Raw genomic sequence first — 25,432 nt, 5'->3', positions numbered from 1 at the left:
CTACCCCACTCCTGTGGCCCGGCGCGCCGGTCGGCGCGGACTGGCATTCCAGGTCCACTCACGTGGGCCCGCTGCGCGCGGCCCCGCTGGGGTTCACGCTGGCAGGGTAGACAGGACTCGAACCTGCAACCTGCGGTTTTGGAGACCGCTGCGCTACCAATTGCGCCACTACCCTTTGTGTTTCGATGCCTCGTCACGTGTTGACACGAGCCCTTGGAGAGGCGCGCAACATTGGGCGAGGATCGATCACCGAGGCACAACTGTACGGTACCCAGCGCTGTAGGTCGAACTCGTTCCGGGCGACCCCGGCGCAGTCCCGGCAGGCCCGGGCGGTGAGCGCTGTCCATCGAACGGTGGACAGCAGGTGCAGCCGAACGGGCGTCCCGCCGCGCACCTCGACAGGAGCATGCTCGACGCATGCAGACATCCGATCCCCTGGCCGTTCGAGTACGCGGCCTCCGCAAGCGGTACGGCAGTACGCGCGCCGGTTTCAAGAACGCCGTCGCAGGTCTTGACCTCGACGTCGCCCACGGCGAGATCGTGGCCGTGCTCGGCCCCAACGGAGCGGGCAAGACCACCACCGTCGAGATCCTCGAGGGCTTCCGCGACCGGGACGACGGCGAGGTCGCGGTGCTCGGCGAGGACCCCCGGCACGCCGGCCGCGACTGGCGGGCGCGCATCGGCGTCGTCATGCAGGACTCCCGGGACATGAGCGAGCTCACGGTCCTCGAGAAGGTGCGGGCCGCAGCAGCGTCCTACCCCGACGCTCGCGACCCCGCGGAGGTCATCGCGGCCGTCGGGCTCGCGGAGAAGGCGAAGGCACGGACCCGCGGGCTGTCCGGCGGGCAGCGGCGACGGCTCGACGTGGCGCTCGGGATCGTCGGCAGGCCCGAGCTGCTGTTCCTGGACGAACCCACCACCGGGTTCGACCCGCAGGCCCGCCGGTCCTTCTGGGACCTCGTGACCGCGCTGCGCGACGACGGCACCACGATCCTGCTGACCACCCACTACCTGGACGAGGCGGCCCAGCTGGCCGACCGGGTGGTCGTCGTGCGCGACGGCGTGGTGGTCGCGTCGAGCACGCCCGAGACCCTGGGCGGCCGCGAGGCCCGTACCCCGGTGGTCGGGTGGGACGACGGCGGCGTCCGGCGCACCGAGCGGACGGACCGGCCCACCGCCGCCGTCGCGCGGCTGATCGCGAGCGCCGGGCCGGACGGCGAGGTGCCCGGCCTGTCCGTGACCCGCCCGACGCTCGAGGACGTGTACCTCTCCCTGATCGGCGAGACCTCCACCACCGACGTCGACGGCGTCGACGACAGCACCAGAAAGGCGGCGTGATGAGCACGACGAAGGAAACAGCGCTCGACAAGCTCGACCGACGGGCAGGTCTCGACGGGCGGTCGACCGGCGCCCAGCGGCTGCCCGGCACACTCCGCCTGGGACTGGTGCGTGGTGGCGTCGAGCTGCTGCAGTTCGTCCGCGAGCGGGACTCGGTCGTCTTCGGGTTCGCCTACCCGATCCTCATGCTCGCGATCTTCTCGTCGGTGTTCGGCGACGACGACCCGATCGTCGCGAACGGCGTACCGGTCAGCTTCGCGCAGTACTTCCTGCCCGGCATGGTGGCGACGGGCATCATGCTCTCCACCTACCAGACGCTCGCCCTGTCGATCGCGGTCGAGCGCGACGACGGGACGCTGAAGCGCCTCCGGGCCACGCCACTGCCGGCGACGTCGTACTTCCTGGGCAAGGTGTTCCTGTCGCTGGTCACCGTGCTGGCGCAGACCGCGCTGCTGCTCGCGGTCGCCGCGCTCGTCTTCGACGTCCCGCTGCCCGACGATGTCGGCCACTGGGTCACCTTCGCGTGGGTGTTCGTGCTCGGCACGGCGGCCGGCGCGGTGTGCGGTGTCGCGTACTCGTCGGTGCCGCGCTCCGGCCGGTCCGCGAGCGCCGTGGTGGTCACGCCGGTCCTGGTGCTGCAGTTCACGTCCGGTGTGTTCTTCCCGGTGACGGAGCTCCCGGGCTGGATGCTCGACCTGTCCTCGCTGTTCCCGCTCAAGTGGATCGCGCAGGGGATGCGTTCCGTGTTCCTTCCGGACGCTTTCGCTGCCGCCGAGCCGGCCGGGTCCTGGCAGCACGGGGCGACGGCTGCTGTACTGGCGGCATGGCTGGTTGTCGCGCTCGTGGTCGGTGCTCGGACGTTCCGGTGGCGGCGCCACGATGACGGCTGAGGAGGCCACGACCGACGAGCACGCCATCAGCCGCGTGTACGCGGGGTGGGACGAGCAGGTGCGGTGGTGGGACGCGGCGTTCGGCGTGATCGTCGGCCTGACCGCCGTGGCCCTCGCGCTGGAGGGGATGCGGGGCTCGCAGCTCGCGATCGCATACGCGGCGCTGGGTGCGATGGTCGTCGCGTACGTGCTGTGGGGTGCGAAGGCGGCGCGGAGCCGCGACCAGCGGCGAGCCCTGGCGTACCTGGTGGTGCTCGTCGTGGGTACGGGGGTGGCCGTCGCGCAGGGCAACGTGGCGCAGTTCCTGCTGTTCATCGCGTTCGGCCAGGTGTGGATGCTGCTGGAGTCGATCCGGCAGGGGGTGATCGGCTGCGTGGTGCTCGGTGTGGTCGTGTCCGTCGCGGTGGCGTCGGGGTACGACTTCGCCCCGGAGGTGATGCGTGAGGTGGCGCCGCAGATGGCGGCGACCCTGGTGTTCGCGATCGGGCTGGGGCTCTGGTTCCACCTCGCGATGAGACGCGCCGCGGAGCATGCACGCCTCCTGGTCGAGCTGCAGGCCGCACAGGCCCAGCTCGCGACGACCAACCATGAGGCCGGGGTCCTCGCCGAGCGGGAGCGCCTCGCCCGCGAGATCCACGACACGCTCGCCCAGGGGTTCACGAGCGTCGTCATGCAGTCGCAGGCCGCGACGGCGGCCCTCGACGTCGGGGACGACGCCGCCGTGCGCGAGCGCCTGCACGTCGTCGAGGAGACCGCACGCGACAACCTCGCCGAGGCCCGCGCCCTGGTGGCGGCGTTCGCGCCGGTCGCGCTGCAGGACGCCTCGCTCCCCCAGGCGCTGGGCCGGCTCGGGAGCCGGTTCGCGGAGGAGACCGGCCTCGCGATGACCGTCGAGACGGACCAGGTCGGCGCGTTGTCGCCGACGGTGGAGGTGGTGCTGCTGCGGGCCGCCCAGGAGGCGTTCGCGAACGTGCGGCGGCATGCGCAGGCGCGGTCCGTCGTCGTGCGGCTGGGGCAGGCGGAGGGCGAGGTGGCACTCACGGTGTCCGACGACGGTCGCGGGCTCGGCGCGGACGCCTCGTACGGCTTCGGGCTGGCGGGGATGCGGGACCGGGTGCGGTCGGCAGGTGGCACGCTGGTGGTCGGTCCGGGGGCCGACGGCGGCACCACCCTGTGCGCCCGGGTGCCGGTCGACGGACAGGTCGACGGGCAGGCCGGCGGGCAGGCCGGCGGGCAGGCCGGAGCGCCCGCGGCCCACGACGGAACTCAGGAGGTCGCCGGATGATCCGGGTGCTGGTGGTGGACGACCATCCGGTCGTGCGGTCGGGGCTTGCCGGCATGCTCACCGTGGAGGACGACCTCGAGGTGGTGGGCGAGGCCGCCGACGGGCAGGAGGCCGTGGCGCTGGCCGCGTCGCTGCGGCCCGACGTCGTGCTGATGGATCTGCGGATGCCGGTGCTCGACGGCGTGGCGGCGACCGCCGGCATCGTGGGTACCGGGCCTCGGGTGGTGGTGCTGACGACCTACGACACCGACGCCGACATCCTGCGCGCCGTCGAGGCCGGCGCGACGGGATACCTGCTCAAGGACACTCCCCGCGCCGCGCTGGTCGCAGGTGTCCGGGCAGCGGCCCGCGGCGAGACGGTGCTGGCCCCGAGCGTGGCGACCCGGCTGGTCAGCTCGGTACGCACCGCCGCGGAGCGTCCGTCCGCCCGGGAGGCCGAGGTGCTCGGGCTCGTGGCGCTCGGCCGGTCGAACGCGGAGGTCGGGCGGGAGCTGTCCATCACGGAGGCGACGGTCAAGACGCACCTCATCCGGGCGTTCGCCAAGCTGGGCGTCACCGACCGGACGGCGGCCGTGACCGTGGCCCGGGAGCGCGGCTGGATCGCCTGACCCTCCTGGTCGGGCGCCTCTCTCGGGCGTCCCTCCTGAGGTCCGGCGCCGTCCGGCAGCGGCCTAACGGCCTCCCGCCGCAGGGCCCGCCGACGGGTCGCCGCCCGCTTCCCCTCCGGTCGGCTCGCCCGTCGGCTCGACCGGCTCACCGGTCGGCTCGTCCGTGGGCTCGTCCGTGGGCTCGTCGGTCGGCTCGTCGGTCGGCTCGTCCGTGGGCGTCGGGGTGGGCGTCGGCGTCGGGGTGGGCGTCGGGGTGGGCGTCGGTTTGGGCGTCGGCGTCGGCGTGGGTGTCGGCGTCGGCGTGGGTGACGGCGTGAACTCGGGCTCCGGCGGCGGCACGTACTCTTCGGTCTCGCTCGGGGTGGGCGAGGACGAAGGCGTACGGGAGGGTTCCCGCGTCGACGGGCTGTCCGTCGGCGTGACCACCGGCGTTCCCTGGTCGTTGACGAGGTTCGCGATCACCAGGCCCGCGCCGCCGAACACGAGCAGCGCGAACACGACGATCGTGACCACGCGGCCGCGGCCGGTCGTCAGGGCGTGCCACCACTTGCGCTCCTCCTCGGGCGCCTCCACCGGGGAGGGCCCGATCGGCGGGGGACCGACAGGGGGCGGTACGGGAGCGGTGACCGGCTCCGTGCCGGCCGCGTCGTCGTCGGCGGCCGCGGCGGCCGCCCCCGCGACGCCGGCACCGACTGCCGCGGCACCCACCGCTCCGACCATCATGGTGCGGTCGTTGCCCTCGGAGACCTGGCCCAGCTTCATCGTGCCCGAGCCGGCACCCGCACCGGCGACCGGGTCGATCACCTCGGTGCCACCGGCGCCCACACCGAGCTGCATCGTCTCGCCGCTGGTGCCCAGCCGGCCGGCAGGGCCGCCGAGCAGGATCGTCACGGTCGCGCGCATCGCCTCGGCCGTGGGGAACCGCCGGCCCGGGTCCTTCGCCATCGCGCGCGAGACGAGGCGGTCCACGGACGCCGGGACCGCCGCGCGGCGCGCCGAGGCCGCCGGCACCGGCGCGTTGACGTGCGCCCGCAGCACGTCCTCCGCCTGCGCCCGCTCGTACGGCGCGTGCCCGGTCAGCGTGTAGTACGCGAGCGCGCCGACCGCATAGATGTCGCTGCGTGCGTCGAGAGGCTTGCCGCGCGCCTGCTCGGGCGACATCCCGATGACCGAACCGGCCACGGTCGCACCGTCGCCGTCGCCGCCGGCGGGTCGCGTGAGCCCGAGGTCCAGCAGCCCGACGGCGAACGTGCCGTCGGCCTGCTTGTCGACCATCACGTTGCGCGGTGCGACGTCGCGGTGCACCAGGCCCGCGGCGTGCACGGCCCCGAGCGCCTCCAGCAGCCCGTCGATGATCACCAGCGCGTCGCGCCAGGGCAGGCCGTGGTCCCCCGCGAAGTCGGACAGCGACATGCCGGGCATGCGGTTCATGACCGTCCAGGGGACGTTCGCCCCTGCGACGTCCTCCTCGCCGGAGTCCAGCACCTTCACGACACCCGGGTGGTCCACCAGCGCCGACGCCTCGACCTCACGGCGGAGGGAGTCGCGGGCGTTCTGGTCGTCGACCAGGTGGGGGTGCAGCACCTTGACGACCAGCGGCTGGTCGAGGGGGTCGGGCTCGTCCGACTCCTCGGGTGCGGCGATCTCCGCCGTCGCGTCGGGGTCGACGTCGGACCCGGCACCGGCGTCCGTACCGGCGTCCGTCGTCGTGCCGGAACCCGCGTCGTTGTCCGCGGCGGCACTCGTGTCGCCGTCGGCCGCCTTGTCGTCGGAGTCATCGGCGCCGGAGTCATCGCCGTCGGACTTCTCGCCGGACGCGGACTCGTCGCTCGTGCTCGCGTCGGCCTCGTCCGTGCCTGCCCCGTCGGCGGTCTCGTCGGCGGTCTCCGTGTCGCCGTCGACGCTCGCCGGGGGCTCCGGAACCGGAGGGGTCGCGATCCGCTGCGCCTCGTAGACGGTGAACGTTGCCCCAGTGCCCAGGACGTCGACGAGCTCGTACCTGCCACCGAGGACGGCGTGCACCGGAACGTCTGTCGCGTTGTCCTCGCTCGTGGTCTCGTCGTTCACTGGTTCACCGGTGTCCGTGGTTGCAAATAAGTCATTTCGGCTATCTGGGGCATGTTCTTCTCAGGATACGTAGCGGAGCGCGCACGCACCAAAGCTGGACGTCGGGATGTGTGAGTAGTGCGGAGTATCACGACCGCGGCTGCCGTCGGACCAGCGCTTTGCCAGACTACGCAGATGCGCGACCTCGCACTCCTTCCCAAGGCGCACCTCCACCTCCACTTCACCGGATCCATGCGGGTGCCGACCCTCGTCGACATGGCAGCCGCGTACAACGTGCGCCTGCCCGAGGCGCTCATCGACAACGACCCCCTGCGCCTGCCCGCCACCGAGCGGGGCTGGTTCCGGTTCCAGCGCCTGTACGACGCCGCTCGCGCGTGCGTGCGCTCGGAGGCCGACATGCGCCGCCTGGTCGACGAGGCCGCGGCCGACGACGCCGCCGAAGGCTCCGGCCGCCTGGAGATCCAGGTCGACCCGACCTCCTACGCCCCGTTCGTCGGCGGCATCACCCCGGCCGTCGAGATCGTCATCGACGCAGCCAAGACCGCGAGCGCGGCCCACGGGGTCGAGGTGGGAGTGATCATCGCGGCGTCGCGCATGCGGCACCCGCTCGACGCGCGCACGCTCGCCCGGCTCGCCGCCCGGTACGCGGGCGACGGCGTGGGCGAGGTGGTGGGGTTCGGGCTGTCGAACGACGAGCGCCGCGGGGACACGTCCCAGTTCGGGCACGCGTTCGACATCGCCCGCCGCGCCGGCCTGGCGGCGGTGCCGCACGGCGGCGAGCTGCTGGGCCCCGACCACATCAGCGAGGTCATGCGGGAACTCGTCCCCGACCGGCTCGGGCACGGCGTGCGCGCCGCCGAGGACGAGCGTGTCCTCGCGGACATCGTGGAGCGCGGTGTCGCCCTGGAGGTGAATCCCGGCTCGAACATCGGTCTCGGCGTGTACGGCGAGGCGAGCGAGGTCCCCCTGCGCACCCTGGTGGACGCCGGTGCCCTGGTCGCGCTCGGCGCCGACGACCCCCTGCTGTTCGGCACGCGGCTCGTCGACCAGTACGAGATGGCACGGAGCGCACACGGCTTCACGGACCGCGAGCTCGCCGCGCTGGCGGCGTCGTCCATCCGGGCGAGCCGGGCGTCGTCGGGCACGAAGGCCCGTCTCCTCGCCGAGGTCGACGCGTGGCTGCTCTCGCCGGACCCTGACGACAGGCTGGATGCCCTCCACCCGGGCGGTACAGTCACGATTGGGTGACGATCAACCGGCCCAACCGTACTGACCGCCCGCAGGTCAGTCAGAGATGAAGGACACTCGCGAGGGGACGACGTCGTCTCGTGTGTGGTGCCGCGCCACCCCAGAAGGCGCGGTCGAGGAGGAGTCACGATGCGGGTAATGCACGGTAGGCCGACCCACGGTGTGGGCAGGAACGTCGGCAGGAAGATCATGGGCACGCTCGGCGCGGTGGCGCTGGCCGCGGGCCTGCTGTCCGCCTGCGGTGACGGCCAGGAGCCCCCCGCGGACACGGCGGCGACCAGCTCACCCAGCCCGGAGGAGAGCACCCGGAGCCAGGATCCCGGAGCCGAGGAGCCGGAGGCCTCGCCGAGCGAGCCATCGGCCGAGGCGAGCGGTGACGGCGCCGACGAGGGCACCGGCGACGGCGCGAGCGATGACGCCGACGACGGAACGGCCGCGCCGGACGACGCCGAGGGTGATGCCGGTGATGCTGGTGATGTCGAAGGCAAGAACGACGGGAAGCGCGACGACGGCTCGTCCGAGGGGGACGACGGGGAGTCGGACGGCAAGGGCGAGAACGACGACAAGGGCTCGAAGGACGAGGAGCCCGAGAAGCCCGACTACATCGAGCTCGGCGAGGACAGCGACCGGGTGGGCAAGCTGCAGCAGCGGCTCAAGGACCTCGGCTACTTCGTGACCTCGGTCGACAACGCGTACGGGGCCGAGACGCAGCAGGCGGTCTTCGCGCTGCAGAAGGCCGGTGGCCTGTACCGCGACGGCGTGGTGGGCGACGCCACGCAGAAGGCCGCGGACGACGGCCTCGTGCCGCAGGCCCAGACGTCGTCCGGGAAGGTGCTCGAGATCGACATCGACCGGCAGCTCGTGCTGGCGGTCGAGAACGGCAAGGTCGTGAAGGTCATCAACGCATCGTCCGGCAACGGGGAGACCTACGAGGCGCAGGGCACCACCTACACGGCGTACACGCCGCGCGGTTCGTTCGCGGTGTACCGCGAGGTGAACGCGATGCACTCGTCGACGCTCGAGCTGGGCGACATGTGGCGGCCCAAGTTCTTCACCGGCGGCATCGCGGTGCACGGCTCGTCGTCGGTCCCCGCGTTCCCCGCCTCGCACGGGTGCGTGCGCGTCTCGAACAGCGCGATGGACTGGATCTGGGACACGTGGGGCGCCCCGTCGGGTACCCCCGTCGTCGTCTACTGACGGTCCGGTCCTCGGTGGTCGAGCCTGTCGGGACCGGTCTCGACAGGCTCGACCTGCGAGGGCTCGACCACCGGGGTCCCGAACACCAGGGTTGGGTCAGAGGGAGACGCCCACCAGGACGGTCTCCGGCACCAGCGTCACGCCGAACCGGTCGCGGACGCCGTCACGCACCGCGCGAGCGAGGGCCACGACGTCCTCCGCACGAGCGCCGCCGCGGTTGGTCATCGCGAGCGTGTGCTTGGTCGACAGCCGCGCCGGGCTGTGCTCCCCCGCCAGGCCGAAGCCCTTGCCGAAGCCGGCCCGTTCGATGAGCCAGGCGGCGCTGGTCTTCACGAACGCCGGGTCGATCGCGCCGAGACTCGGGCCTGTGCTGGTCTCCGGCGTCGACGAGCGGACGGGGTAGCGAGGGGCGTCCTCGGGCAGGTGCGCGAGGTGCTCGACGGGGATCACGGGGTTGGTGAAGAAGGAGCCCGAGTTCCAGCGGTCGTGGTCCGGCTCCGCACCGAAGGACGGACGGTCGAGCAGCATGCCCTTGCCGCCACGGAGGCCCAGCACCGTCTCGCGGACGTCCTTCATCGGGGCCCGCTGCCCCACCTCGACGCCCAGGCGGCGCGCCAGCTCCCCGTAGCCGACCGGCGCCGAGAGCGTGCCGAGCCGGAACTGGAACTGCACGTCCAGCACCACGTAGCGCGGCGACGGGTACCAGGGAGCACGCGGATCCTCGTCCCGGCCCTCGGTGTGCATCGAACGCTTCAGCAGCGACGTGCGGTACCCGAAGTCCAGCTGGCCCACCGAGAACGTGCGCACCCGCCGCTCGCCCCGGTCCCACGTGCGCACCAGCGACACGACGCCGGAGAGCTCCTGGCCGTACGCACCGATGTTCTGCACCGGGGCGGCGCCCACCGTGCCGGGGATGCCTGACAGCGACTCGACACCGACCCAGCCCTCGGAGACCGCGCGCTCCACGAGCTCGTCCCAGTTCTGACCCGCGGGGGCGCTCACCACGGCGCCACCGCAGGAATCATCCGACTCGACAGTGATGCCGCCGCGGGTGTCGCGCACGACGACGCCGTCAAAACCCTCGTCCGCCACCAGCAGGTTGGAGCCGCCACCCACGACCAGCAGTGGCACACCGTCGTCGTCGGCGGTGCTCACCGCCTCGATCAGAGCGGCCTCTTCCTCCGCCTCCACGAACGAGGCTGCCGGGCCACCCACGCGGAGTGTGGTGAGGTCGGCAAGGCTAGGGGCCACCGCTTGCGCCTGGACGGTGTCTGCCGGGTATGGGCTCACCCTGCAAGCCTATCTACCTGTCGCGTTGGATTTGTGGACATCTTCGACATGCCGTGGGTGATGTCTGCCATTTCTGGAACCTTCTGGTGTCGACAGACGTGTTCTGTGCTCGTCCTGACGGCCCAGCCTCTGGGCAGCGCGCGCCTCGTGCCCTGCACTACCTCTTCACACCGGCCGCCGTCGGCAGCGGCCGCAGGGATCGGGCCACGGCCAACCCCAGCGCCATGGGGATCAGCAGCACCAGCACGGCCAGGCGGTAGCCCGTCTCGTGGGCGACGAAGCCGATCAGCGGCGGCCCCACGAAGAACGCCGTGTAGGCGATGGTCGAGACAGCCGCCACCCGCATCGCGGCCCGCTTCGGTTCGTCGGACGCCGCGCTCATGCCCATCGGGAAGCCCATCGCCGCGCCGAGACCCCACAGGCCGACGCCGACCAGGGCCAGCCACAGGACCGGGACCAGGGCGAACGTCAGCACGCCCACGAGAGCCAGCCCCGCGGAGATCACGAGCACCGGCACGCGCCCGAACCGGTCGATGGCCCGTGTCCCGGCGAGCCGGGCGGTCGTCATGGCGGTGAGGAAGACGGCGAGACCCACGGCACCCATCCCGTCGGACGTCTCGAAACCGTCCACCACCGCGAGGCTCACCCAGTCGTTGGCCACCCCCTCGGTGAGGGCCGCCCCCAGCACCACCAGCCCGATCGCCAGGGTGCGCGGCTCGCGCCAGGCGGCGACCAGCCCTGCCACGCCCGACGTCGGCGGCGTCACCTCTCCCGGGTCGGCACCGTCCGCGCTGCCCGCCCCTGCGGTGGGCACACCGTGGGGCACGGCGTCCGCGACCACGCTCGGCGAGAAGTAGCGGACGGCGATCAGCACCGACAGCAGCGCGACGATCCCCGCCGACACGATGTGCCAGACCACGGGGACGCCCATGGTCGCCACCAGCGCGCCGATGCCGGCGCCGAGCACCGTGCCGAACGAGAAGCCGGCGTGGAAGACCGGCATGACGGCACGGCCGAGCCGCTGCTCCACCGCCGCGCCCTCGAGGTTCATCGCGGCGTCCCAGACGCCGGCGCCCACACCGAACAGGATCAGGCCGAGCCGCACCGCGAGATGCTCGTCCACCACGACGCCGTAGCCGGCCACCGCGAGCCCCGCCACCAGGACGCCCGCGAAGGTGACCACCGTCCGCGCGGTACCGAACCGCTCGGCGACCAGGCCCGAGAGCGGGATGGCCGCGACGGAGCCGATCGAGCCCGTGAGCAGCAGCAGGCCCATCTCCTGCTCGGAGAAGGACAGGCCGTCCCGGACTGCCGGAAGACGCGATGCCCAGCTCGCGAAGGCGAACCCACTGGCGGCGAAGACGACGAAGACCGCACGAGCGGCGGCGTGTGCAGTAGGCACGGAACTCCTTGGTGCGATTGAATCACCCGACCGTAAGCCACAATCTGGGATCAGCCCAGCAGATTCCTGGGTCCCGCACCACTGGTGCCCGATCGAGAGAAGGAACCCGCGATGAGCCGCCAGACCGTACGACCGACCCTCGCGAAGGTCGCCGAGCTGGCAGGTGTCTCCGTCTCCACCGCGTCGCTCGCTTTCTCCGGTGCGGGACCGATCACCCCCGAGACCCGGGAGAAGGTGCTGGCCGCCGCGCGCGAGCTCGAGTACTCCGGGCCCAACCCCCTGGGGCGTCAGCTCCGGTCGGGACGCTCCGGGATCGTGGGTGTGGTGATCGGCGACCAGCTGGGCCGGTCGTTCCGGGACCCTGTCTCCACCCAGGTGCTGCACGGCCTGGTCTCGGCGATCGGTGAGCAGGGGCTGGGCGTGCTCCTCGTGCCCGGCATGCCGCAGGGCGCCACGGCGCAGTCCGTCGGGCTGGCCGCGGAGGCGGGCCTGCCGCCCGCCGTCGACCCGTTGGTCGAGGCCGCGGCGATGGATGTCGCGGTGCTCGTGTGGGGCACCCTGAAGGACGACCCGAACCTCGCCGCGCTGCAGCGCCGGGGTGTGCCCGTCGTCATCGGCGAGGGGCACGAGGTGTCCGGCGTACCCGTCGTGAGCGTCGACGACCGCCGGGGAGCCGCCGAGGCGGTACGGCACCTGGTCGAGCTCGGGCACACGCGGATCGCCGAGATCACGCTGCCGTTCGGGCGGGACGAGCGGTCCGGGCTCGTCGACGCCGACCGGCTCGCCGCCGCCGAGCGCACGCCCACCCGCAACCGGCTGGCCGGTGTGCGGGACGTCGTCGAGCCCGTCATCTCGTGGGAGACGCCCGCCTCGCTCGTGGAGCACGGACGCGACGCCGCCACGGAGATCCTGTCCGAGTGGGCTCCCGCCAGGGACCGCCCGACGGCGATCATCGCCCACTCCGACCTGCTCGCCGCCGGCGCCGTGATCGCAGCCCGCGAGCTCGGGCTGCGGGTGCCCGAGGACGTGTCCGTGGCGGGGTTCGACGGACTCGACCTGCCGTGGCTCTCCCCCGACGTGCTCACCAGCGTGCACCAGCCGCTCGTCGAGAAGGGCCGGGCGCTCGGCCTGGCCGTCATCGCGCTGCTCGCCGGCGAGGAGCCCGAGTCGGTCGTGCTGCCCGTGAGCCTGGTCGAGGGCACGACAACAGGTCCGGTCCCTGACCTCACCTGACCACCCCTCGTTGAGTGCTGGATATTTGTGGGTTCAGCAGGCGCCGGCCCGCAAATATCCAGCACTCAACGGAGGGTCAGGGGCGGAGGGTCGGGGCCGGGAGGTAGACCTCGCCGCCCGCCTCGCGGAACTCCGCCGACTTCTGGGCCATACCCTCTGCGGCCGCCAGGCCCTCCGCCGCCGCGTCCGCGAGCGCCGCCTGGTTCTGCGCCCCGCCGAACTCGTCGCGGATGTCCTGCGAGATCCGCATCGAGCAGAACTTGGGGCCGCACATCGAGCAGAAGTGTGCGGTCTTGGCGGCCTCGGCCGGGAGGGTCTCGTCGTGGTAGGACTCGGCGAGCTCCGGGTCGAGCGACAGGTTGAACTGGTCGCGCCAGCGGAACTCGAAGCGGGCCTTGGACAGGGCGTCGTCCCGGTCGCGCGCGCCGGTGTGCCCCTTGGCGACGTCGGCGGCGTGCGCGGCGATCTTGTAGGTCACCACGCCGGTGCGCACGTCGTCGCGGTTCGGCAGGCCGAGGTGCTCCTTGGGCGTGACGTAGCAGAGCATCGCGGTGCCGTACCGGGCGATCTCCGTGGCGCCGATGGCGGAGGTGATGTGGTCGTAGCCGGGCGCGATGTCGGTCACGAGCGGGCCGAGCGTGTAGAACGGCGCGCCGTCGCAGAGCTCCTGCTGCCGTTCCACGTTCTCTCGGACCAGGTGGAACGGGATGTGGCCGGGCCCTTCCACCATGACCTGGACGTCGTGGGCCCAGGCCCGCTTCGTCAGCTCGGCGAGCGTGTCGAGCTCGGCGAACTGGGCGGCGTCGTTCGCGTCGGCGAGCGAGCCCGGGCGCAGACCGTCACCGAGGGAGAACGCCACGTCGTACCGCGCGAAGATCTCGCAGAGCTCGTCGAAGTGGGTGTAGAGGAAGTTCTCCTGGTGGTGTGCGAGGCACCAGCCGGCGAGGATCGACCCGCCGCGCGAGACGATGCCCGTGACCCGGTCGGCGGTGAGCGGCACGTACCGCAGCAGCACGCCGGCGTGCACGGTCATGTAGTCGACACCCTGCTCGCACTGCTCGATCACGGTGTCCCGGTAGACCTCCCAGGTCAGCGCGCTCGCGTCACCGTTGACCTTCTCGAGCGCCTGGTAGATCGGCACGGTGCCGATCGGTACCGGCGAGTTCCGCAGGAGCCACTCGCGGGTGGTGTGGATGTCGTCGCCCGTGGACAGGTCCATGACGGTGTCAGCGCCCCACTTGGTCGCCCACTCGAGCTTTTCCACCTCCTCCGCGATAGAGCTGTGGACGGCGGAGTTCCCGATGTTCGCGTTGACCTTCACGAGGAACGCCCGGCCGATGATCATCGGCTCCGACTCCGGGTGGTTCACGTTGTTCGGGATGATCGCCCGCCCGGCCGCTACCTCGCTGCGCACCAGCTCCACGTCGCAGCCCTCACGCACCGCGACGAAGCGCATCTCCGGCGTGATCACGCCCTGGCGCGCGTAGTGCATCTGGGTGACGGTCCGGCCGGGGAGCGCCCGGCGCGGCCGACGTCGTTCGCCCTGCCACTCCTGGGTCGCGGCGCCCCGGCGCAGTGCGCTGCGCCCGTCGTCGGCCAGGTCACGACGCCGGCCGTCGTACTCCTCGGTGTCTCCCCGCGCCACCACCCAGGGTTCCCGGGCCGGCGCGAGCCCGCGCACCGGGTCGGATCCGGGTCCCTGCGTGCGGTAGACCCGCACGGGCTCGTTCGGGGTGCCGTCAGGGGACGGCGCCAGCGTGATCTCGGTGACCGGCACCTGGAGGCCGGCGTCGTGCGGTGTGCTGTTCCCGCCGTCGTGGTCGTGCTCGTACTGGTACGCGAGCGTGCGGGACTGGGTGTTCTCCATCATGAGACTCCTGCTTCCTACGCCGGTGTTAACCGGACAGGTTCAACGGTCCCGGGCCGTCCAGCCCGATCTCAGCCCCTGCGTGAGGCACCCGTGGGATCGCCGCTGACGTTAGCATCCCCAGCCGGAGTTCACCGAGGCACTTTTTTGCAGCCAGGAGGCGCTCCACTCTGGTAGAGAAGCCCCATGGCTCGCTCCACCCTGAAGTGGGCCCAGGCCATGGAGGCAGGCATGTTGACTCGAGGAAAGCTGCGAACGAGGGCGTTCGCGCTGGCGGCGACGGGAGCGCTTGTGGTGCAGGCGGGGATCGTGGCGGGCGCGGCGGCAGCGGACGAGCCAGGACCGGCGGCGTCGGACAACCAGATCACCCTGACCGCGTGGGACGGCTACCGCGAGCTCCGCGCGGGCAAGACCACGAACCTGCGGCCGGGCGCCAAGGGCGGGCTGGTGCTGCGCGGCACGGGCGAGACCGTGGAGTACACGGACCCGTTCGGCGACGGCGAGCCGGTCACCTACGAGACCGGCCGGTGGACCTCGCCGGTCGTCGAGACCGGGTACCTGATCGACGAGTCCGTGAGCTCATGGAACGCGCACACCCCCACGGGCACCTGGGTCGAGATCGAGTTCCGTGGCCGCAAGGCCGACGGCACGTGGACCAAGTGGTTCGTGATGAGCCGCTGGGCGTCGGGCGCCGAGTTCGCTCCGGCCGACGGCAGCGTGGGCGACATCCACCGCACCTCCGTGAACGGCCAGACGGACGCGGACGCCTACCTGTTCACGGACACCTACGTCGCGAAGGGCGGTCACGAGCCGGAGGCCTTCCAGACCCGGGCCACGCTGTACCGGCCCGAGGGCACGCGGGTCTCCCCGCGGCTTGACTCGGTGAGCACGATGACCAACGAGTACCTGCCCGACGCGCACTACACCGGTACCAGCGACTTCACGCTCGGGCGTGAGCTGTCGCTCGACGTGCCGCAGTACAGCCAGAACATCCACCGCGGCGAGTACCCGGAGTTCGGGGGCGGCGGCCAGGTGTGGTGCTCGCCGACGTCGTCCACGATGGTGATCTACTCGTACGGCCTCGAGGTGCCGGAGTCGGAGCTGGAGGGCATCGTGGCGCCGAACGGCGACCCGCAGGTCGACTACGCCGCCATGCGCACGTGGGACTACACGTACGAGGGCGCGGGCAACTGGCCGTTCAACGCCGCCTACGCGAACACGTTCGGGCTGGAGTCGTTCGTGACCCGGCTGCGCTCCCTCGCGGAGGCCGAGAAGTTCATCGAGGCGGGCATCCCGCTGGTCTTCTCGATCAACTTCGAGGCGGAGGAGATGCCGGAGGCCGGGTACGAGACCAACGGGCACCTCGTCGTGCTCCGCGGGTTCACCGCCGACGGCGACCCCATCCTCAACGACCCGCACGGGGCGACCAACGACGCCGTCCGGGTCGTGTACACGCGGGAGAACTTCGAGCGCGTGTGGCAGACCTCCACCGACGGCATCACGTACATCTACCACCCGAAGGATGTGAAGCTGCCGCGCAACCTCCCGGGAGTCACTCCGAACTGGTGACCGGTCGGAGGAAGCACGTACGCACGCGGGGTGCGTTGCGCAGAGTAGACAAGGTCTACCGAGCGCAACGCACCCCGCGTGCGTGGTGTCGCCCCCGCGACCGCTCTACCGGCCCGGGACCTCCCGCGGTTCCGAGGTGTACGACGCCGACGTGTGCCCCTCCGCGGAGACCGTCACCCGGACCGAGATCTCGGCTCCCAGGTCGCGCCCCGTCACCAGGTACCAGGATGCGGTCGCCCGGCGCACCGGCTCGCCGTCACGCAGCCACTGGTAGCTGACGTCGACGTCGTCCGGGAGATACGTTCCGGCGTCGGCCGTCAGGACCTTGCCGGGCTTGGCCCGGCCCTCGATGCTCGGCCCCGTCACGTCGGCGACCACCGGGTCGTGCAGCTCGACGTCGGCGGCGTTGACGAACACGTGCCGGTGCGCCAGCCAGACCTGGTAGTACACGTCGTCGCCGCGGACCACCGTGCGGTCACCCGGCCCCGAGCCGTCGAACGTGGTGGCCCGGTAGTAGTCGGAGGCCACGTGGTCGTCGGCCACCGCGTATGTCTGCTCCGTGCCCACCTGGTACTCGATGGGCGTGACCGGCTGCACCGGGACGTCCGGGTGCTCCTCGTACGCTGCCGCCTCCGGATACGCCCTGCCGAAGACCGGCGCCGGTGCGTCGCCCGTGACGGTGATCGTCTTCGCGGTCGCCGGCACGACGACCGGCCGTTCGGCGGGGTTGTGCAGCCAGGCCAGCGAGCCGGCCCACCACACGCCCAGCCAGTCGCCCTCCACCCGGTCCACGACGAGCTTGTGCCCGGACTGCACGCGCGCGCTGACGTCGCTCGCGTAGGTCGTGCCGTCGGCACCGTCCGGCTTCCAGCCCGGGTCCTTCGCCAGCGGGGCATCGGCCGACGGCGCCTGCCGCAGGTACCGGAAGTTCGTCCCGGCGCCCTCGACGCAGGCGCCCGACCCCGGCGACGCCTGCTGGCAGCCCGTCACGGTGTTCGGGTTGTCGGCGTAGCCCGTGCGCACCTCGACGACGTCGCCCGGCGCGACGTTCGTCGTCGTCTCCAGGTCACCGCCGATCGGGGCGCCGAGCAGCTCGAAGTAGTGGTCCCAGTCCCAGTACGGGCCCGGGTCCCAGTGCACGTTCTTGGTGTACCCGGGCAGGATGCCCGGCACCTGGTCGTGCCCGATGACGTGCGCCCGGTCGAGCGGGATGTCGTGCTCCGCCGCCAGGTGCCGCACCAGCGCCGCCGACGACTGGTACATCGCCTCCGTGTACCAGGCCCCCGTACCGGCCCAGCCCTCGTGCTCCAGACCGATGGAGTGCATGTTCATGAACCAGTTGCCCGCGTGCCAGCCGACGTCGGCCGGGTCGAGGTGGTTCGCCACGTGCCCGTCCGAGGACCGCAGCGTGTAGTTCCACGCCAGGTAGGACGGGTCCTGCACCAGGTTGACCGTGGGCTGGTAGGCCGTCTCGGTGTCGTGGATCAGGATGTAGTCGAGGGATGGCCCGCCCGCGCCGGTGCGGTCAGCCTGGTCATGGTTGCCGTAGTCCCCGGTGTTGTCCGGGAGGTCCGGCGAGGCCTTCTCGTACGGAGCGGGCAGCCACTCGCAGCCCAGGTCCACGGGGCAGTCCGCCTCCGGGTCGCTCGTGCTCGCGGCCCGCGGCACGGCGACGTCCCGGTTACCCGTGAGGATCACCGCACCGTCGGCCGGGGTGGTCGTTCCGGCACCCTCTCGGAGGATTGTGTACACCTGTGTAGCGAAACCCTCGACGTCGCTCATGCGGGACACCGCGTTCTGCCACTCCCCCAGACCTTCCGACGTCGTTCCGCCCGGCTCGGCGTCGACCGCGCCGTCGCGCACCGCCTGGGCCTGGTAGGACGCGAGCAGCGCCGCTCCGCCGCACACGTTGGCCTGCGACCCGGCCTTGAGAGTCTCCTCGTCGAGACCGGTGAGCCGCGCCGCGCGGGTGAGCTCGGGGGTCCCCTCGTGGGCAGGACCCGCCTTGTCGTTCACCGCGGAGAGCGGCAGCCCGTCGCCGTGCGCGTGGCCGGCCGCCGTGCCGCCGTGGAGGTTGAACACCCCGTAGCCGCCGTCGGCGCTGACCTGGCCGGCGTGCTGGTCCCAGCGCGACTCCATGTACGACACCGCCTTGAGCAGGTCCTCCGGCACGCCGGTGGCCTCGGCGGCCGCCGTGAACGCCTCGTCGAGCGAACCTGCTGCGAGGACGGCGGTGCAGGTCACCCCTCCGCCGTCGGATCCCGTCGCCGTCGGGGCCGCGTTGGCCGCCGAGAGGGGTAGGAGTGGAAGTAGCAACCCGGCCGCCGTGGCCAGGGCCGTGCTGCGCCGTCGTGACGTCACGCGGAGATCCTCTCGTCAGCCCTACATGCTGGACGAGAGAATCACACCCGATCCACGGGCGCATGAGAAGACCTACGGGTTAAAAACCTGTGACCCGTAGGAACGCGGGAGCGTCAGAGGCGGACGAGCACCTGGGTGCGGCCCAGGACCTTTGCACCGTCGACGGTGACGGCGAGGTCGACGCGCACGGTTCCGGCGTCGGCGTCGATCACGCCGATCGTGGCCGTGACCTCGATCGAAGCGGTGCCCGGGTTGGGGACCTCGACGGGCTTGGTGAACCGCGTCTGGTAGTCGACGACGGCGCCCGGGTCGCCCGCCCACTCCGAGACCAGGCCCACGACGCTGCCCATGGTGAGCATGCCGTGCGCGATGACGCCGGGCAGGCCCGCACCCTCGGCGACCTTGTCGTTCCAGTGGATCGAGTTGAAGTCACCGCTGGCGCCCGCGTAACGGACGAGGTCCGCGCGGTCGAAGGTGACGGTGCGCGTTCCGATCACGTCGCCGACGGCGAGGGCGGCGATGTCGGGGCGGCTCATGCGTCCTCACCTCGGATGGCGAGCGTGGAGGTGACGGTGGCGACGTGCTCGCCCGGGGACTCGGCCTCGGGTGACGGCACCTCGACGCTCTCCGGCACCGCGTAGATCTCGCACCGCGTGGTCACCATGCTGATGGCCCCGCGGGAGACGATCCGGTCCACGTGCAGCACCGTCGTGAGCTCGTCGCCGGCGACGATCGGGCGGTGGTGCGTGAAGCGTTCGTCCGCGTGGACGACACGCGAGAAGTCGATATCGGCCGCGGGGTCGCTGATGTACTGCGACTCGGCGCGCTGCGCCACGATCACGGCAAAGGTCGGCGGAGCGACCAGGTCCAGATAGCCCAGACCCCGCGCTGCCACGAGATCGTGGTGCGCGGGGTGGGTGGCACCGACAGCTGTGGCGAACTCGCGGATCTTCTCGCGACCTACGGAGTAGGGGGCGTTGGCCGGGTAGACCCGGCCCTCGAAGTCAGCGTTCGCCACGTCGGTGTGAACCAGCTACCGAGACTCAGCGAGTCTCGCGGTGCGACGTGTGCTTGCCACAGCGCGGGCAGAACTTCGCCAGCTCCAGGCGGTCAGGGTCGTTCCGGCGGTTCTTCTTGGTGATGTAGTTCCGCTCCTTGCAGTCCACGCATGCGAGCGTGATCTTCGGGCGAACGTCCGCACTCTTGCTTGCCATGGCTCTCACCTCCGCGCCTCGAGAGGGAGGCGCCATGTGTCTTCTCGTCGTCCGGCAAGGGACGCCGAACGGATGTACTTGCTTGGTAGCGAGGGCGGGGCTCGAACCCGCGACCTCACGATTATGAGTCGTGCGCTCTGACCAGCTGAGCTACCCCGCCGCGCGTGACGGAACGCGAGGCCATCCGCCGTTGTTCCCCCACCGGCGAACCGGAAAGAAGGACGGACGACCCCGCGTCGATCACAGAGCCCCGAAAGGGAATCGAACCCTTGACCTTCTCCTTACCATGGAGACGCTCTGCCGACTGAGCTATCGGGGCGGCGAGGAAGACTCTACATGCCCTCCGGCCTCGCGTGAAATCGAATCGGGTGTGAAGTACGCCGCGTCGTTGATCGGTCGCTCACCGACCTACCGGGGGCGAGGGAGGACACGGCGCAGGCGCGGGGCCGTCACGGTCAAATCACCCGGTGAAACCGGCTTGGACGGTGGTGGAGTGCTGTAGCACAGTGCCATCCTTCGGCCATGCCGAGACACCATCGCCATGCCGCGAGCACCGCTGCGATCGCTCTGATCGCCGGAATGCTCGTGGCAACCGGCCAGCCCGCCGCAGCGGACGTCCGCCAAGGCACCGTCACCACCACCGCTGGTGACCACACCGTCACAGCGACCGTGTCCGTCGGCGATGCCTCGGTACCTCAGTGGGGCAAGTCCGTCACGATCTTCGTCGGCTATGCGAGCCCGACCGCCACCGTGACGGCCGAGGGTCACGGGAACACCGTGGTCGTGACACACCGAGCCAGCGGCGACAGCCAAACCTTGGCGCTGTACGGCTACAGCGCAGGTACCCGCGAGTACGCCACGTTCACCACGGGTGGAGCGGCGACGGGGACGTTCGACGTGTACCTGGGTGCGACCACGACGGTCGACGGTGCGACGGCGACCTTCGAGCACAACAAGGTCACGAGCTTCACGGTCACCCGCGAGACGCGTCCGTGGATCGAGGTGAAGCCCGGCATGCCGCTCAAGGGCAAGGCGTACCAGGTCAGCGGAGGCCTCGAATGGTTCGTCAGGGACAGCTATCACGCCGCGCGGGGTGCACAGATCGGCTTGTGGTTCACGCCGAAGGGCTCGACCAGCGCGGTCCGCAGGAAGACCCTCACGCTCGGTTCGACGGGCAAGTTCAGTACTTCGTTCGAGAACAACGGTCCCGGTACGTGGGAGATCCGGTTCGCCGGCGGTTCGCAGTACACACCGTCGTCGGCGAGCGTGACCATGTCGAACTTCTCGCGCGGCAAGCACGCTGCCACCTATACCCAGAAGGTGAGCGGGACGTCGTACTCCACAACGGTGACGGCGTCCGACATCGACATGACGCTCAGGGGCGCGACGATGCAGGTGGACGTACGGTTCCGGCACAACGGCAGGTCCGTCGTCTGGGACACGGGCGCGTTCCTCGAGAGCTGGAACGTCGCGCGGCGGGAGACATCGTTCGGGGATCTCCGCCAGGTGTCCGGCGGCCACTACACCGGGAAGGTTCATTTCCCCGCGTTCACGAGCGCGGGAATGCACACGATCGGGGCCGTGTCCGACGCCAAGGTGTACTACGGATCAGGCGGGAACGACTACGACTGGCACTTCATCGGACCGGTGGCGATGACCCCGTTCGTCGTCCGCCGGAGCACCATCCTCGATGCGAGGCTCTCCACGAGCACGCCGGCAAGGGGTCAGCAGTACGCGGTGCAGGGCAAGCTCCGGAAGATCTCGGTCGATCAGTCGAACCGAGCGTCCTACCAGCCCGCAGCGCGTACCAGTGTGCGTCTGTACTTCAACCCGGCCGGCCCCGCGCCGACACGTTACGTACGGTCCGTGAGGACCGACTGGGACGGCAAGTTCCGGACTCGCGTCGGGGCCACCTCGTCGGGGCTCTGGACCGCGAAGTATGCGGGAACCACCACGACGTACCTGGGCTCGACCGACACGGCGAGAGTGACCGTCCGCTGACGTGAACGAGGTGCCGCCTCACCGGGGCGGCACGGAACCCTCCACAGAGCCAGCCCATAACCGCAGTAGGGCCTGACCGGCGTTTCCGCTGGTCAGGCCCTACTTGTGAGTCACGTGGCTGGTGAGGGATTCGAACCCCCGAAGGCTGAGCCGTCTGATTTACAGTCAGATCCCTTTGGCCGCTCGGGCAACCAGCCGTGAACGAGCCCAACCATAGCGCCCTCCTGGCCCTCGCGAGAAATCGAAAACCGGCCCGGTCTGGTGACGAGCCCCACAGCGCCCGCCGTGATCGGGACCGACGCGCGAGACCTATCGTGACGGCGTGACACAACACCAAGATCGCTGGGGTCTGCCCCTTGGCATCGGGGCCTACCTGCTCTGGGGCGGGATGCCGCTGTTCTTCCCGCTGCTCCAGCCGGCGGGTGCCCTCGAGATCGTGGCCCACCGCATCGTGTGGAGCCTGCTCTTCTGCCTGATCGCGCTCGCCGCGCTGCGCCAGCTGGGCGTCTTCCTGACCGCCCTGCGTTCGCCGCGCATCCTGGGCACGTTCGTCGTCGCCGCGGCGCTGATCGTCGTCAACTGGGTCGTGTACGTGTACGCCGTGCTCAGCGACCGCGTGCTCGACGCCGCCCTGGGCTACTTCATCAACCCGATCGTCACCGTGCTGCTCGGCGTGCTCGTCCTGCGGGAACGGCTGCGGCCCGTGCAGTGGATCGCGATCGGCTTCGGCGCCGCATCGGTGGTCGTGCTGTCCACCGGGCTGGGCGGGCTGCCGTGGATCTCGCTGTGCCTCGCTGCCTCCTTCGGCCTCTACGGGCTCGTGAAGAACCGCGTGGGCCGTACCGTCCCGGCTCTGCCCGGCCTCGCCGTCGAGACGGTGGTCGCCGTCCCGTTCGCGCTCGCGTACCTCGTCTGGCTCGGCAGCGCCGGGACCTTCACGGGACACGGAACCGGACACGTGCTGCTGCTCATGTCGGCAGGCATCGTGACGGCGCTGCCGCTGCTGCTCTTCGGCGCCGCCGCGCGTCGGCTGCCGCTGTCCGTGATCGGCATGCTGCAGTACCTCGCTCCCGCGCTGCAGTTCCTCGTGGGGCTGCTCGTCTTCGGGGAGCACATGCCTGCAGCGCGCTGGGCAGGGTTCGCCCTGGTGTGGGTGGCGCTCGTACTGCTCACGATCGACGGGATCCGCCAGAGCCGCCGGGCTCCTCGGCCCCGTCTGGAGTGAGGCTGGTCGAGCCTGCCGGGACCGGGGTCTCGACACGCTCGACCAGCGGGACTACTCGGCCAGCGGGACTGCTCGACCAACGGTGGCTCGGCCGAGCGGTGTTTCAGCCGACCACGCCGGCGACCTGGCGGGTCGTCACGTTGAGGCGGTTGTAGACGTTGGTGACCCCGATGTAGAGCACCAGCGCCGCGAGCGCCTGCTCGTCGTAGTGCTCGGCGGCACGGTTCCAGATGGCGTCGGGCACGGGGTCCGAGCTGTCCGCGAGCCGCGTGACCGACTCGGCGAGCTCGATCGCCGCGCACTCGGCCTCCGAGAGGTACGGCGACTCACGCCATGCGGAGACCGAGCCGAGCCGGTCCTCCGACTCGCCTGCCTTGCGGGCCTGGCGCATCCCGTAGTCGATGCACCAGGCGCAGCCGTTGATCTGGCTGGTGCGAAGGTGCACCAGCTCCAGCGTGGTGGCCGGTACACCCTGCCCGTGGACGATCTGTCCCAGCGCGCTCAGGTGCTTCACCGCGCCCGGCACGAGCAGTGCCGGGTTCTGCATGCGGGGCGCCAGCGTTCGCAGGTGCGGGGTGGTGGACGCCTCGGGGGCGAAGTCGTGGGTGGTGGTCTCGGTGGTCATCGCGGTCCTCTCGTCGTGGCCGGACGTCGTGGCCGGACGTACCGGCCGGTCACATCGGCGCCCTGCGCGCCGTCACACTCCTGACGCCCCCGAGACCGAGGATGTGACCGATGAATCCCGACGAGCTCGCCACCGCCTTCGAGCAGCACCGCCCCCGCCTGCGTGCGGTGGCCTACCGGATGCTCGGCAACCCCGATGACGCCGACGACGCGCTGCAGGAGACCTGGCTGCGCCTCAATCGCACCGGCGACGCGGAGATCGAGAGTCTCGCCGCCTGGCTGACGACGGTCACCGGCCGGATCTGCCTCGACATGCTCCGCTCCCGGTCGACCCGCCGCGAGGCGCCCCTACCGACCGGCCTGCCGGACGACGTCGGGCCGGAGCTTCCGCACGACGACGTCCCTGACCCTGCCCAGGAGGCAGAGCTGGCCGATGTCGTCGGGCTGGCGATGCAGATCGTGCTGCAGAGCCTCGACCCTGCCGAACGTCTGGCGTTCGTGCTGCACGACCTGTTCGCCGTGCCCTACGAGCAGATCGCACCGGTGCTGGGCCGCTCGGTGGCCGCGTCGCGGCAGCTCGCGAGCCGCGGCCGGCGGCGGGTGCAGTCGGGGGCGGCCGCGCAGAACGGCGCGGCGTCCGGCGTCGGCTCCCGGACCGCCGCCGAGGCCCGGACCGACCGGCAGGTGGTCGAGGCGTTCCTCACGGCGTCCCGCACGGGAGACCTCGCGGGCCTGCTGGCCGTGCTCGCGCCCGAGGTGGTGCTGCGCGCCGACCAGTCGGCGGTCGAGACGGCGGCGGCGTCGGCCGACAAGGGCGCTCCCCTGCTGGCGCGCGAGGTGCGTGGCGCCGCGGCCGTCGCGGAGGCGTTCCGGGGCCGGGCGGGAGGTGCCGTGCCCGCGCTGGTCGGCGGCTCCGTCGGGTTCACGTGGGCGCCGGGCGGCACGCCGCGCGCCGTGTTCGCGGTGGTCGTGCACGACGGGCGGATCGCCAGCGTGGACCTGGTGGGCGACCCCGACGCCATCGCCGTGCTGGGTGTGGAGCTGCTCGGCTGACCGCCCGGGACGGTGTGGGTGTCGGGTGGCAGGGTGAGCGCATGAACGCTCCTCGCACCGTGGTGGCCGGGCCGGCCACGTGGAACACGATGGTCCGGCTCGACCACCTTCCCGAGCCCCGCCCGCACGCCGTGTTCGCGCGCGGCACGGTGCGCACACTGGGCGGCACGAGCGCCGGGAAGGTCCTGCACCTCGCGGATCTCGGGGCGGCCTGCACGCTCGTCGCCGACGTCGGCACGGACCCGGAGGGCGACCTCATCCTCGCGGCGCTGGACCGCGCGAAGGGCGTCGAGGTACTGGCCCGGCGGGCCCCCGGCCCGTCGGAGCAGCACCTGAACCTGATGACCGACGCCGGTGAGCGCCTGTCGATCTACCTCGCGACAACCACGGCCTCCCCCGGGCCCGACGCCGTCGCCGTCGCCCGGGTGGCCGACGCCGAGCACGTGGTGCTGGACCTCGGCGCCGCCGGGCTGAGCCTGCTCCCGGCCGCCGTCGCGAGCGGGGCGACGCTGTGGACCGACCTGCACGACTACGACGGTGTGGCGGAGTTCCACCGCCCGTTCGCCGAGGCGTGCTCGCACGTCTTCCTCAACGACGACGGCACCGACGACCATCGTGCCCTCATGTCCGACCTGCTGGACCGTGGTGCCCGGACCGTGGTGTGCACGCTCGGCGCCGACGGCGCTGTTGCGCGCACCGCGGAGGGCTGGTTCGAGTGCCCGGCGGAGCCCGTGGACGTGGTCGACACCAACGGCGCGGGCGACGCGTTCTTCGCCGGGTTCTTCACGGCGCACCTCGCGGGCGCGGGCACCGCGGACTGTCTCCGGGCGGGCGCACGCCAGGCGACCCGCGCCCTGACCACCGCGCATCTGTCCCCGATCCTCGACGAACACCCCTTGTCGTGAGCGTGATCGTCGCGGCGAGAACGGGCACGTCGACGCGACGATCGCTCACGACACA

At 71.4% G+C, this 25,432-nt stretch carries 21 protein-coding genes, 4 tRNA genes and 1 riboswitch; of the genes, 12 read left to right on the top strand and 13 right to left on the bottom strand.

Annotated features, from left to right (window positions below; genetic code table 11):
- Nucleotides 1-99: 99 nt before the first annotated feature.
- A tRNA-Trp gene (locus LUU90_RS15920) sits at nt 100-175 on the bottom strand.
- Nucleotides 176-417: 242 nt separating this feature from the next.
- Between LUU90_RS15920 and LUU90_RS15915 the strand changes: the two genes are divergently transcribed.
- The 4 genes from LUU90_RS15915 to LUU90_RS15900 are packed head-to-tail and all read left to right on the top strand — an operon-like array spanning nt 418 to nt 4,121.
- Nucleotides 418-1,338, top strand: a complete 921-nt coding sequence (locus LUU90_RS15915; RefSeq protein WP_275004512.1) for an ABC transporter ATP-binding protein — start codon at nt 418-420, stop codon at nt 1,336-1,338.
- Nucleotides 1,338-2,228, top strand: a complete 891-nt coding sequence (locus tag LUU90_RS15910; RefSeq protein ID WP_275004511.1) for an ABC transporter permease — start codon at nt 1,338-1,340, stop codon at nt 2,226-2,228. The genes LUU90_RS15915 and LUU90_RS15910 overlap by 1 nt, the downstream gene beginning before the upstream one ends.
- Nucleotides 2,218-3,513 carry a sensor histidine kinase gene (locus LUU90_RS15905; RefSeq protein WP_275004510.1) on the top strand — a complete coding sequence of 432 codons (1,296 nt, stop codon included), beginning with the start codon at nt 2,218-2,220 and terminating at the stop codon, nt 3,511-3,513. Before LUU90_RS15910 ends, LUU90_RS15905 begins: the two co-directional genes overlap by 11 nt.
- Nucleotides 3,510-4,121 (top strand): response regulator, encoded by a 612-nt coding sequence (locus tag LUU90_RS15900; RefSeq protein WP_275004509.1) that lies wholly within the window; start codon nt 3,510-3,512, stop codon nt 4,119-4,121. Before LUU90_RS15905 ends, LUU90_RS15900 begins: the two co-directional genes overlap by 4 nt.
- 63 nt (nt 4,122-4,184) lie before the next feature.
- Here the strand turns inward: LUU90_RS15900 and LUU90_RS15895 are convergent, their stop codons facing one another.
- Complete coding sequence (locus LUU90_RS15895; protein ID WP_275004508.1) at nt 4,185-6,188, bottom strand: serine/threonine-protein kinase; 2,004 nt, start codon at nt 6,186-6,188, stop codon at nt 4,185-4,187.
- Between the two features lie 174 nt (nt 6,189-6,362).
- Between LUU90_RS15895 and LUU90_RS15890 the strand changes: the two genes are divergently transcribed.
- Both LUU90_RS15890 and LUU90_RS15885 read left to right on the top strand, forming a co-directional pair.
- Nucleotides 6,363-7,436 (top strand): adenosine deaminase, encoded by a 1,074-nt coding sequence (locus tag LUU90_RS15890; RefSeq protein WP_275004506.1) that lies wholly within the window; start codon nt 6,363-6,365, stop codon nt 7,434-7,436.
- A gap of 138 nt (nt 7,437-7,574) precedes the next feature.
- Complete coding sequence (locus LUU90_RS15885; protein WP_275004503.1) at nt 7,575-8,633, top strand: L,D-transpeptidase family protein; 1,059 nt, start codon at nt 7,575-7,577, stop codon at nt 8,631-8,633.
- A gap of 96 nt (nt 8,634-8,729) precedes the next feature.
- Here LUU90_RS15885 and LUU90_RS15880 read toward each other — a convergent pair whose 3' ends face one another.
- Both LUU90_RS15880 and LUU90_RS15875 read right to left on the bottom strand, forming a co-directional pair.
- Entirely contained in the window at nt 8,730-9,923 is a 1,194-nt protein-coding gene (locus LUU90_RS15880; RefSeq protein WP_275004501.1) for a UDP-N-acetylmuramate dehydrogenase, read from the bottom strand.
- A gap of 157 nt (nt 9,924-10,080) precedes the next feature.
- Nucleotides 10,081-11,325: an MFS transporter gene (locus tag LUU90_RS15875; RefSeq protein WP_275004500.1), complete on the bottom strand. Its 1,245-nt coding sequence runs from the start codon at nt 11,323-11,325 to the stop codon at nt 10,081-10,083.
- 111 nt (nt 11,326-11,436) lie between these two features.
- On the opposite strand from LUU90_RS15875, the gene LUU90_RS15870 reads away from it, so the two are divergent.
- Entirely contained in the window at nt 11,437-12,558 is a 1,122-nt protein-coding gene (locus LUU90_RS15870) for a LacI family DNA-binding transcriptional regulator (RefSeq protein ID WP_275004498.1), read from the top strand.
- 76 nt (nt 12,559-12,634) lie between these two features.
- Here LUU90_RS15870 and thiC read toward each other — a convergent pair whose 3' ends face one another.
- The gene (gene thiC / locus LUU90_RS15865; protein WP_275004496.1) at nt 12,635-14,428 is read right to left on the bottom strand and encodes a phosphomethylpyrimidine synthase ThiC; all 1,794 of its coding nucleotides are present in this window, start codon (nt 14,426-14,428) and stop codon (nt 12,635-12,637) included.
- Nucleotides 14,423-14,528: riboswitch (TPP riboswitch) on the bottom strand. Its footprint overlaps the gene before it by 6 nt.
- An 83-nt stretch (nt 14,529-14,611) precedes the next feature.
- Between thiC and LUU90_RS15860 the strand changes: the two genes are divergently transcribed.
- Nucleotides 14,612-15,994, top strand: coding sequence for a C39 family peptidase (locus tag LUU90_RS15860; RefSeq protein ID WP_275004494.1), 1,383 nt, complete (start codon nt 14,612-14,614; stop codon nt 15,992-15,994).
- Between the two features lie 105 nt (nt 15,995-16,099).
- On the opposite strand, the gene LUU90_RS15855 is transcribed toward LUU90_RS15860, so the two are convergent.
- The 6 genes from LUU90_RS15855 to LUU90_RS15830 form a co-directional block, all read right to left on the bottom strand.
- Complete coding sequence (locus LUU90_RS15855; protein ID WP_275004493.1) at nt 16,100-18,355, bottom strand: N-acetylmuramoyl-L-alanine amidase; 2,256 nt, start codon at nt 18,353-18,355, stop codon at nt 16,100-16,102.
- A gap of 113 nt (nt 18,356-18,468) precedes the next feature.
- Nucleotides 18,469-18,891, bottom strand: coding sequence for a MaoC family dehydratase (locus tag LUU90_RS15850; RefSeq protein WP_275004491.1), 423 nt, complete (start codon nt 18,889-18,891; stop codon nt 18,469-18,471).
- Nucleotides 18,888-19,373: an FAS1-like dehydratase domain-containing protein gene (locus LUU90_RS15845; RefSeq protein WP_275004490.1), complete on the bottom strand. Its 486-nt coding sequence runs from the start codon at nt 19,371-19,373 to the stop codon at nt 18,888-18,890. The genes LUU90_RS15850 and LUU90_RS15845 overlap by 4 nt, the downstream gene beginning before the upstream one ends.
- Nucleotides 19,374-19,398: 25 nt before the next feature.
- Nucleotides 19,399-19,569, bottom strand: a complete 171-nt coding sequence (rpmG, locus tag LUU90_RS15840) for a 50S ribosomal protein L33 (RefSeq protein WP_013837798.1) — start codon at nt 19,567-19,569, stop codon at nt 19,399-19,401.
- A gap of 83 nt (nt 19,570-19,652) precedes the next feature.
- Nucleotides 19,653-19,729, bottom strand: a tRNA-Met gene (locus LUU90_RS15835).
- Nucleotides 19,730-19,815: 86 nt separating this feature from the next.
- Nucleotides 19,816-19,888 (bottom strand) — tRNA-Thr (locus LUU90_RS15830).
- 203 nt (nt 19,889-20,091) lie between these two features.
- Between LUU90_RS15830 and LUU90_RS15825 the strand changes: the two genes are divergently transcribed.
- The gene (locus LUU90_RS15825) at nt 20,092-21,570 is read left to right on the top strand and encodes a hypothetical protein (RefSeq protein ID WP_275004488.1); all 1,479 of its coding nucleotides are present in this window, start codon (nt 20,092-20,094) and stop codon (nt 21,568-21,570) included.
- A gap of 115 nt (nt 21,571-21,685) precedes the next feature.
- Here the strand turns inward: LUU90_RS15825 and LUU90_RS15820 are convergent.
- Nucleotides 21,686-21,767 (bottom strand) — tRNA-Tyr (locus tag LUU90_RS15820).
- Nucleotides 21,768-21,892: 125 nt separating this feature from the next.
- On the opposite strand from LUU90_RS15820, the gene rarD reads away from it, so the two are divergent.
- A complete protein-coding gene (gene rarD, locus LUU90_RS15815) occupies nt 21,893-22,795 on the top strand; it encodes an EamA family transporter RarD (protein ID WP_275004486.1) in 903 nt (300 codons plus the stop codon).
- A gap of 103 nt (nt 22,796-22,898) precedes the next feature.
- Here rarD and LUU90_RS15810 read toward each other — a convergent pair whose 3' ends face one another.
- Nucleotides 22,899-23,420: a carboxymuconolactone decarboxylase family protein gene (locus tag LUU90_RS15810; RefSeq protein WP_275004485.1), complete on the bottom strand. Its 522-nt coding sequence runs from the start codon at nt 23,418-23,420 to the stop codon at nt 22,899-22,901.
- Between the two features lie 110 nt (nt 23,421-23,530).
- Between LUU90_RS15810 and LUU90_RS15805 the strand changes: the two genes are divergently transcribed.
- Nucleotides 23,531-24,472 carry a sigma-70 family RNA polymerase sigma factor gene (locus LUU90_RS15805; RefSeq protein ID WP_275004484.1) on the top strand — a complete coding sequence of 314 codons (942 nt, stop codon included), beginning with the start codon at nt 23,531-23,533 and terminating at the stop codon, nt 24,470-24,472.
- Nucleotides 24,473-24,513: 41 nt separating this feature from the next.
- Nucleotides 24,514-25,377 (top strand): carbohydrate kinase family protein, encoded by an 864-nt coding sequence (locus LUU90_RS15800; RefSeq protein WP_275004483.1) that lies wholly within the window; start codon nt 24,514-24,516, stop codon nt 25,375-25,377.
- Nucleotides 25,378-25,432 lie beyond the last annotated feature (55 nt).

It is taken from the genome of Promicromonospora iranensis, assembly GCF_028994775.1.
GTDB lineage: Bacteria > Actinomycetota > Actinomycetes > Actinomycetales > Cellulomonadaceae > Promicromonospora > Promicromonospora iranensis_A.
This window is presented reverse-complemented; position numbering and strand designations above follow the sequence as displayed.

Coding starts and splice junctions, on each gene's coding strand:
- LUU90_RS15850 (WP_275004491.1), bottom strand. CDS start 18,891: ATGAGCCGCCCCGACATCGCCGCCCTCGCCGTCGGCGACGTGATCGGA.
- LUU90_RS15915 (WP_275004512.1), top strand. CDS start 418: ATGCAGACATCCGATCCCCTGGCCGTTCGAGTACGCGGCCTCCGCAAG.
- LUU90_RS15800 (WP_275004483.1), top strand. CDS start 24,514: ATGAACGCTCCTCGCACCGTGGTGGCCGGGCCGGCCACGTGGAACACG.
- LUU90_RS15870 (WP_275004498.1), top strand. CDS start 11,437: ATGAGCCGCCAGACCGTACGACCGACCCTCGCGAAGGTCGCCGAGCTG.
- rpmG (WP_013837798.1), bottom strand. CDS start 19,569: ATGGCAAGCAAGAGTGCGGACGTTCGCCCGAAGATCACGCTCGCATGC.
- LUU90_RS15910 (WP_275004511.1), top strand. CDS start 1,338: ATGAGCACGACGAAGGAAACAGCGCTCGACAAGCTCGACCGACGGGCA.
- LUU90_RS15890 (WP_275004506.1), top strand. CDS start 6,363: ATGCGCGACCTCGCACTCCTTCCCAAGGCGCACCTCCACCTCCACTTC.
- LUU90_RS15860 (WP_275004494.1), top strand. CDS start 14,612: ATGGCTCGCTCCACCCTGAAGTGGGCCCAGGCCATGGAGGCAGGCATG.
- LUU90_RS15810 (WP_275004485.1), bottom strand. CDS start 23,420: ATGACCACCGAGACCACCACCCACGACTTCGCCCCCGAGGCGTCCACC.
- LUU90_RS15900 (WP_275004509.1), top strand. CDS start 3,510: ATGATCCGGGTGCTGGTGGTGGACGACCATCCGGTCGTGCGGTCGGGG.
- thiC (WP_275004496.1), bottom strand. CDS start 14,428: ATGATGGAGAACACCCAGTCCCGCACGCTCGCGTACCAGTACGAGCAC.
- LUU90_RS15905 (WP_275004510.1), top strand. CDS start 2,218: ATGACGGCTGAGGAGGCCACGACCGACGAGCACGCCATCAGCCGCGTG.
- LUU90_RS15805 (WP_275004484.1), top strand. CDS start 23,531: ATGAATCCCGACGAGCTCGCCACCGCCTTCGAGCAGCACCGCCCCCGC.
- LUU90_RS15825 (WP_275004488.1), top strand. CDS start 20,092: ATGCCGAGACACCATCGCCATGCCGCGAGCACCGCTGCGATCGCTCTG.
- LUU90_RS15885 (WP_275004503.1), top strand. CDS start 7,575: ATGCACGGTAGGCCGACCCACGGTGTGGGCAGGAACGTCGGCAGGAAG.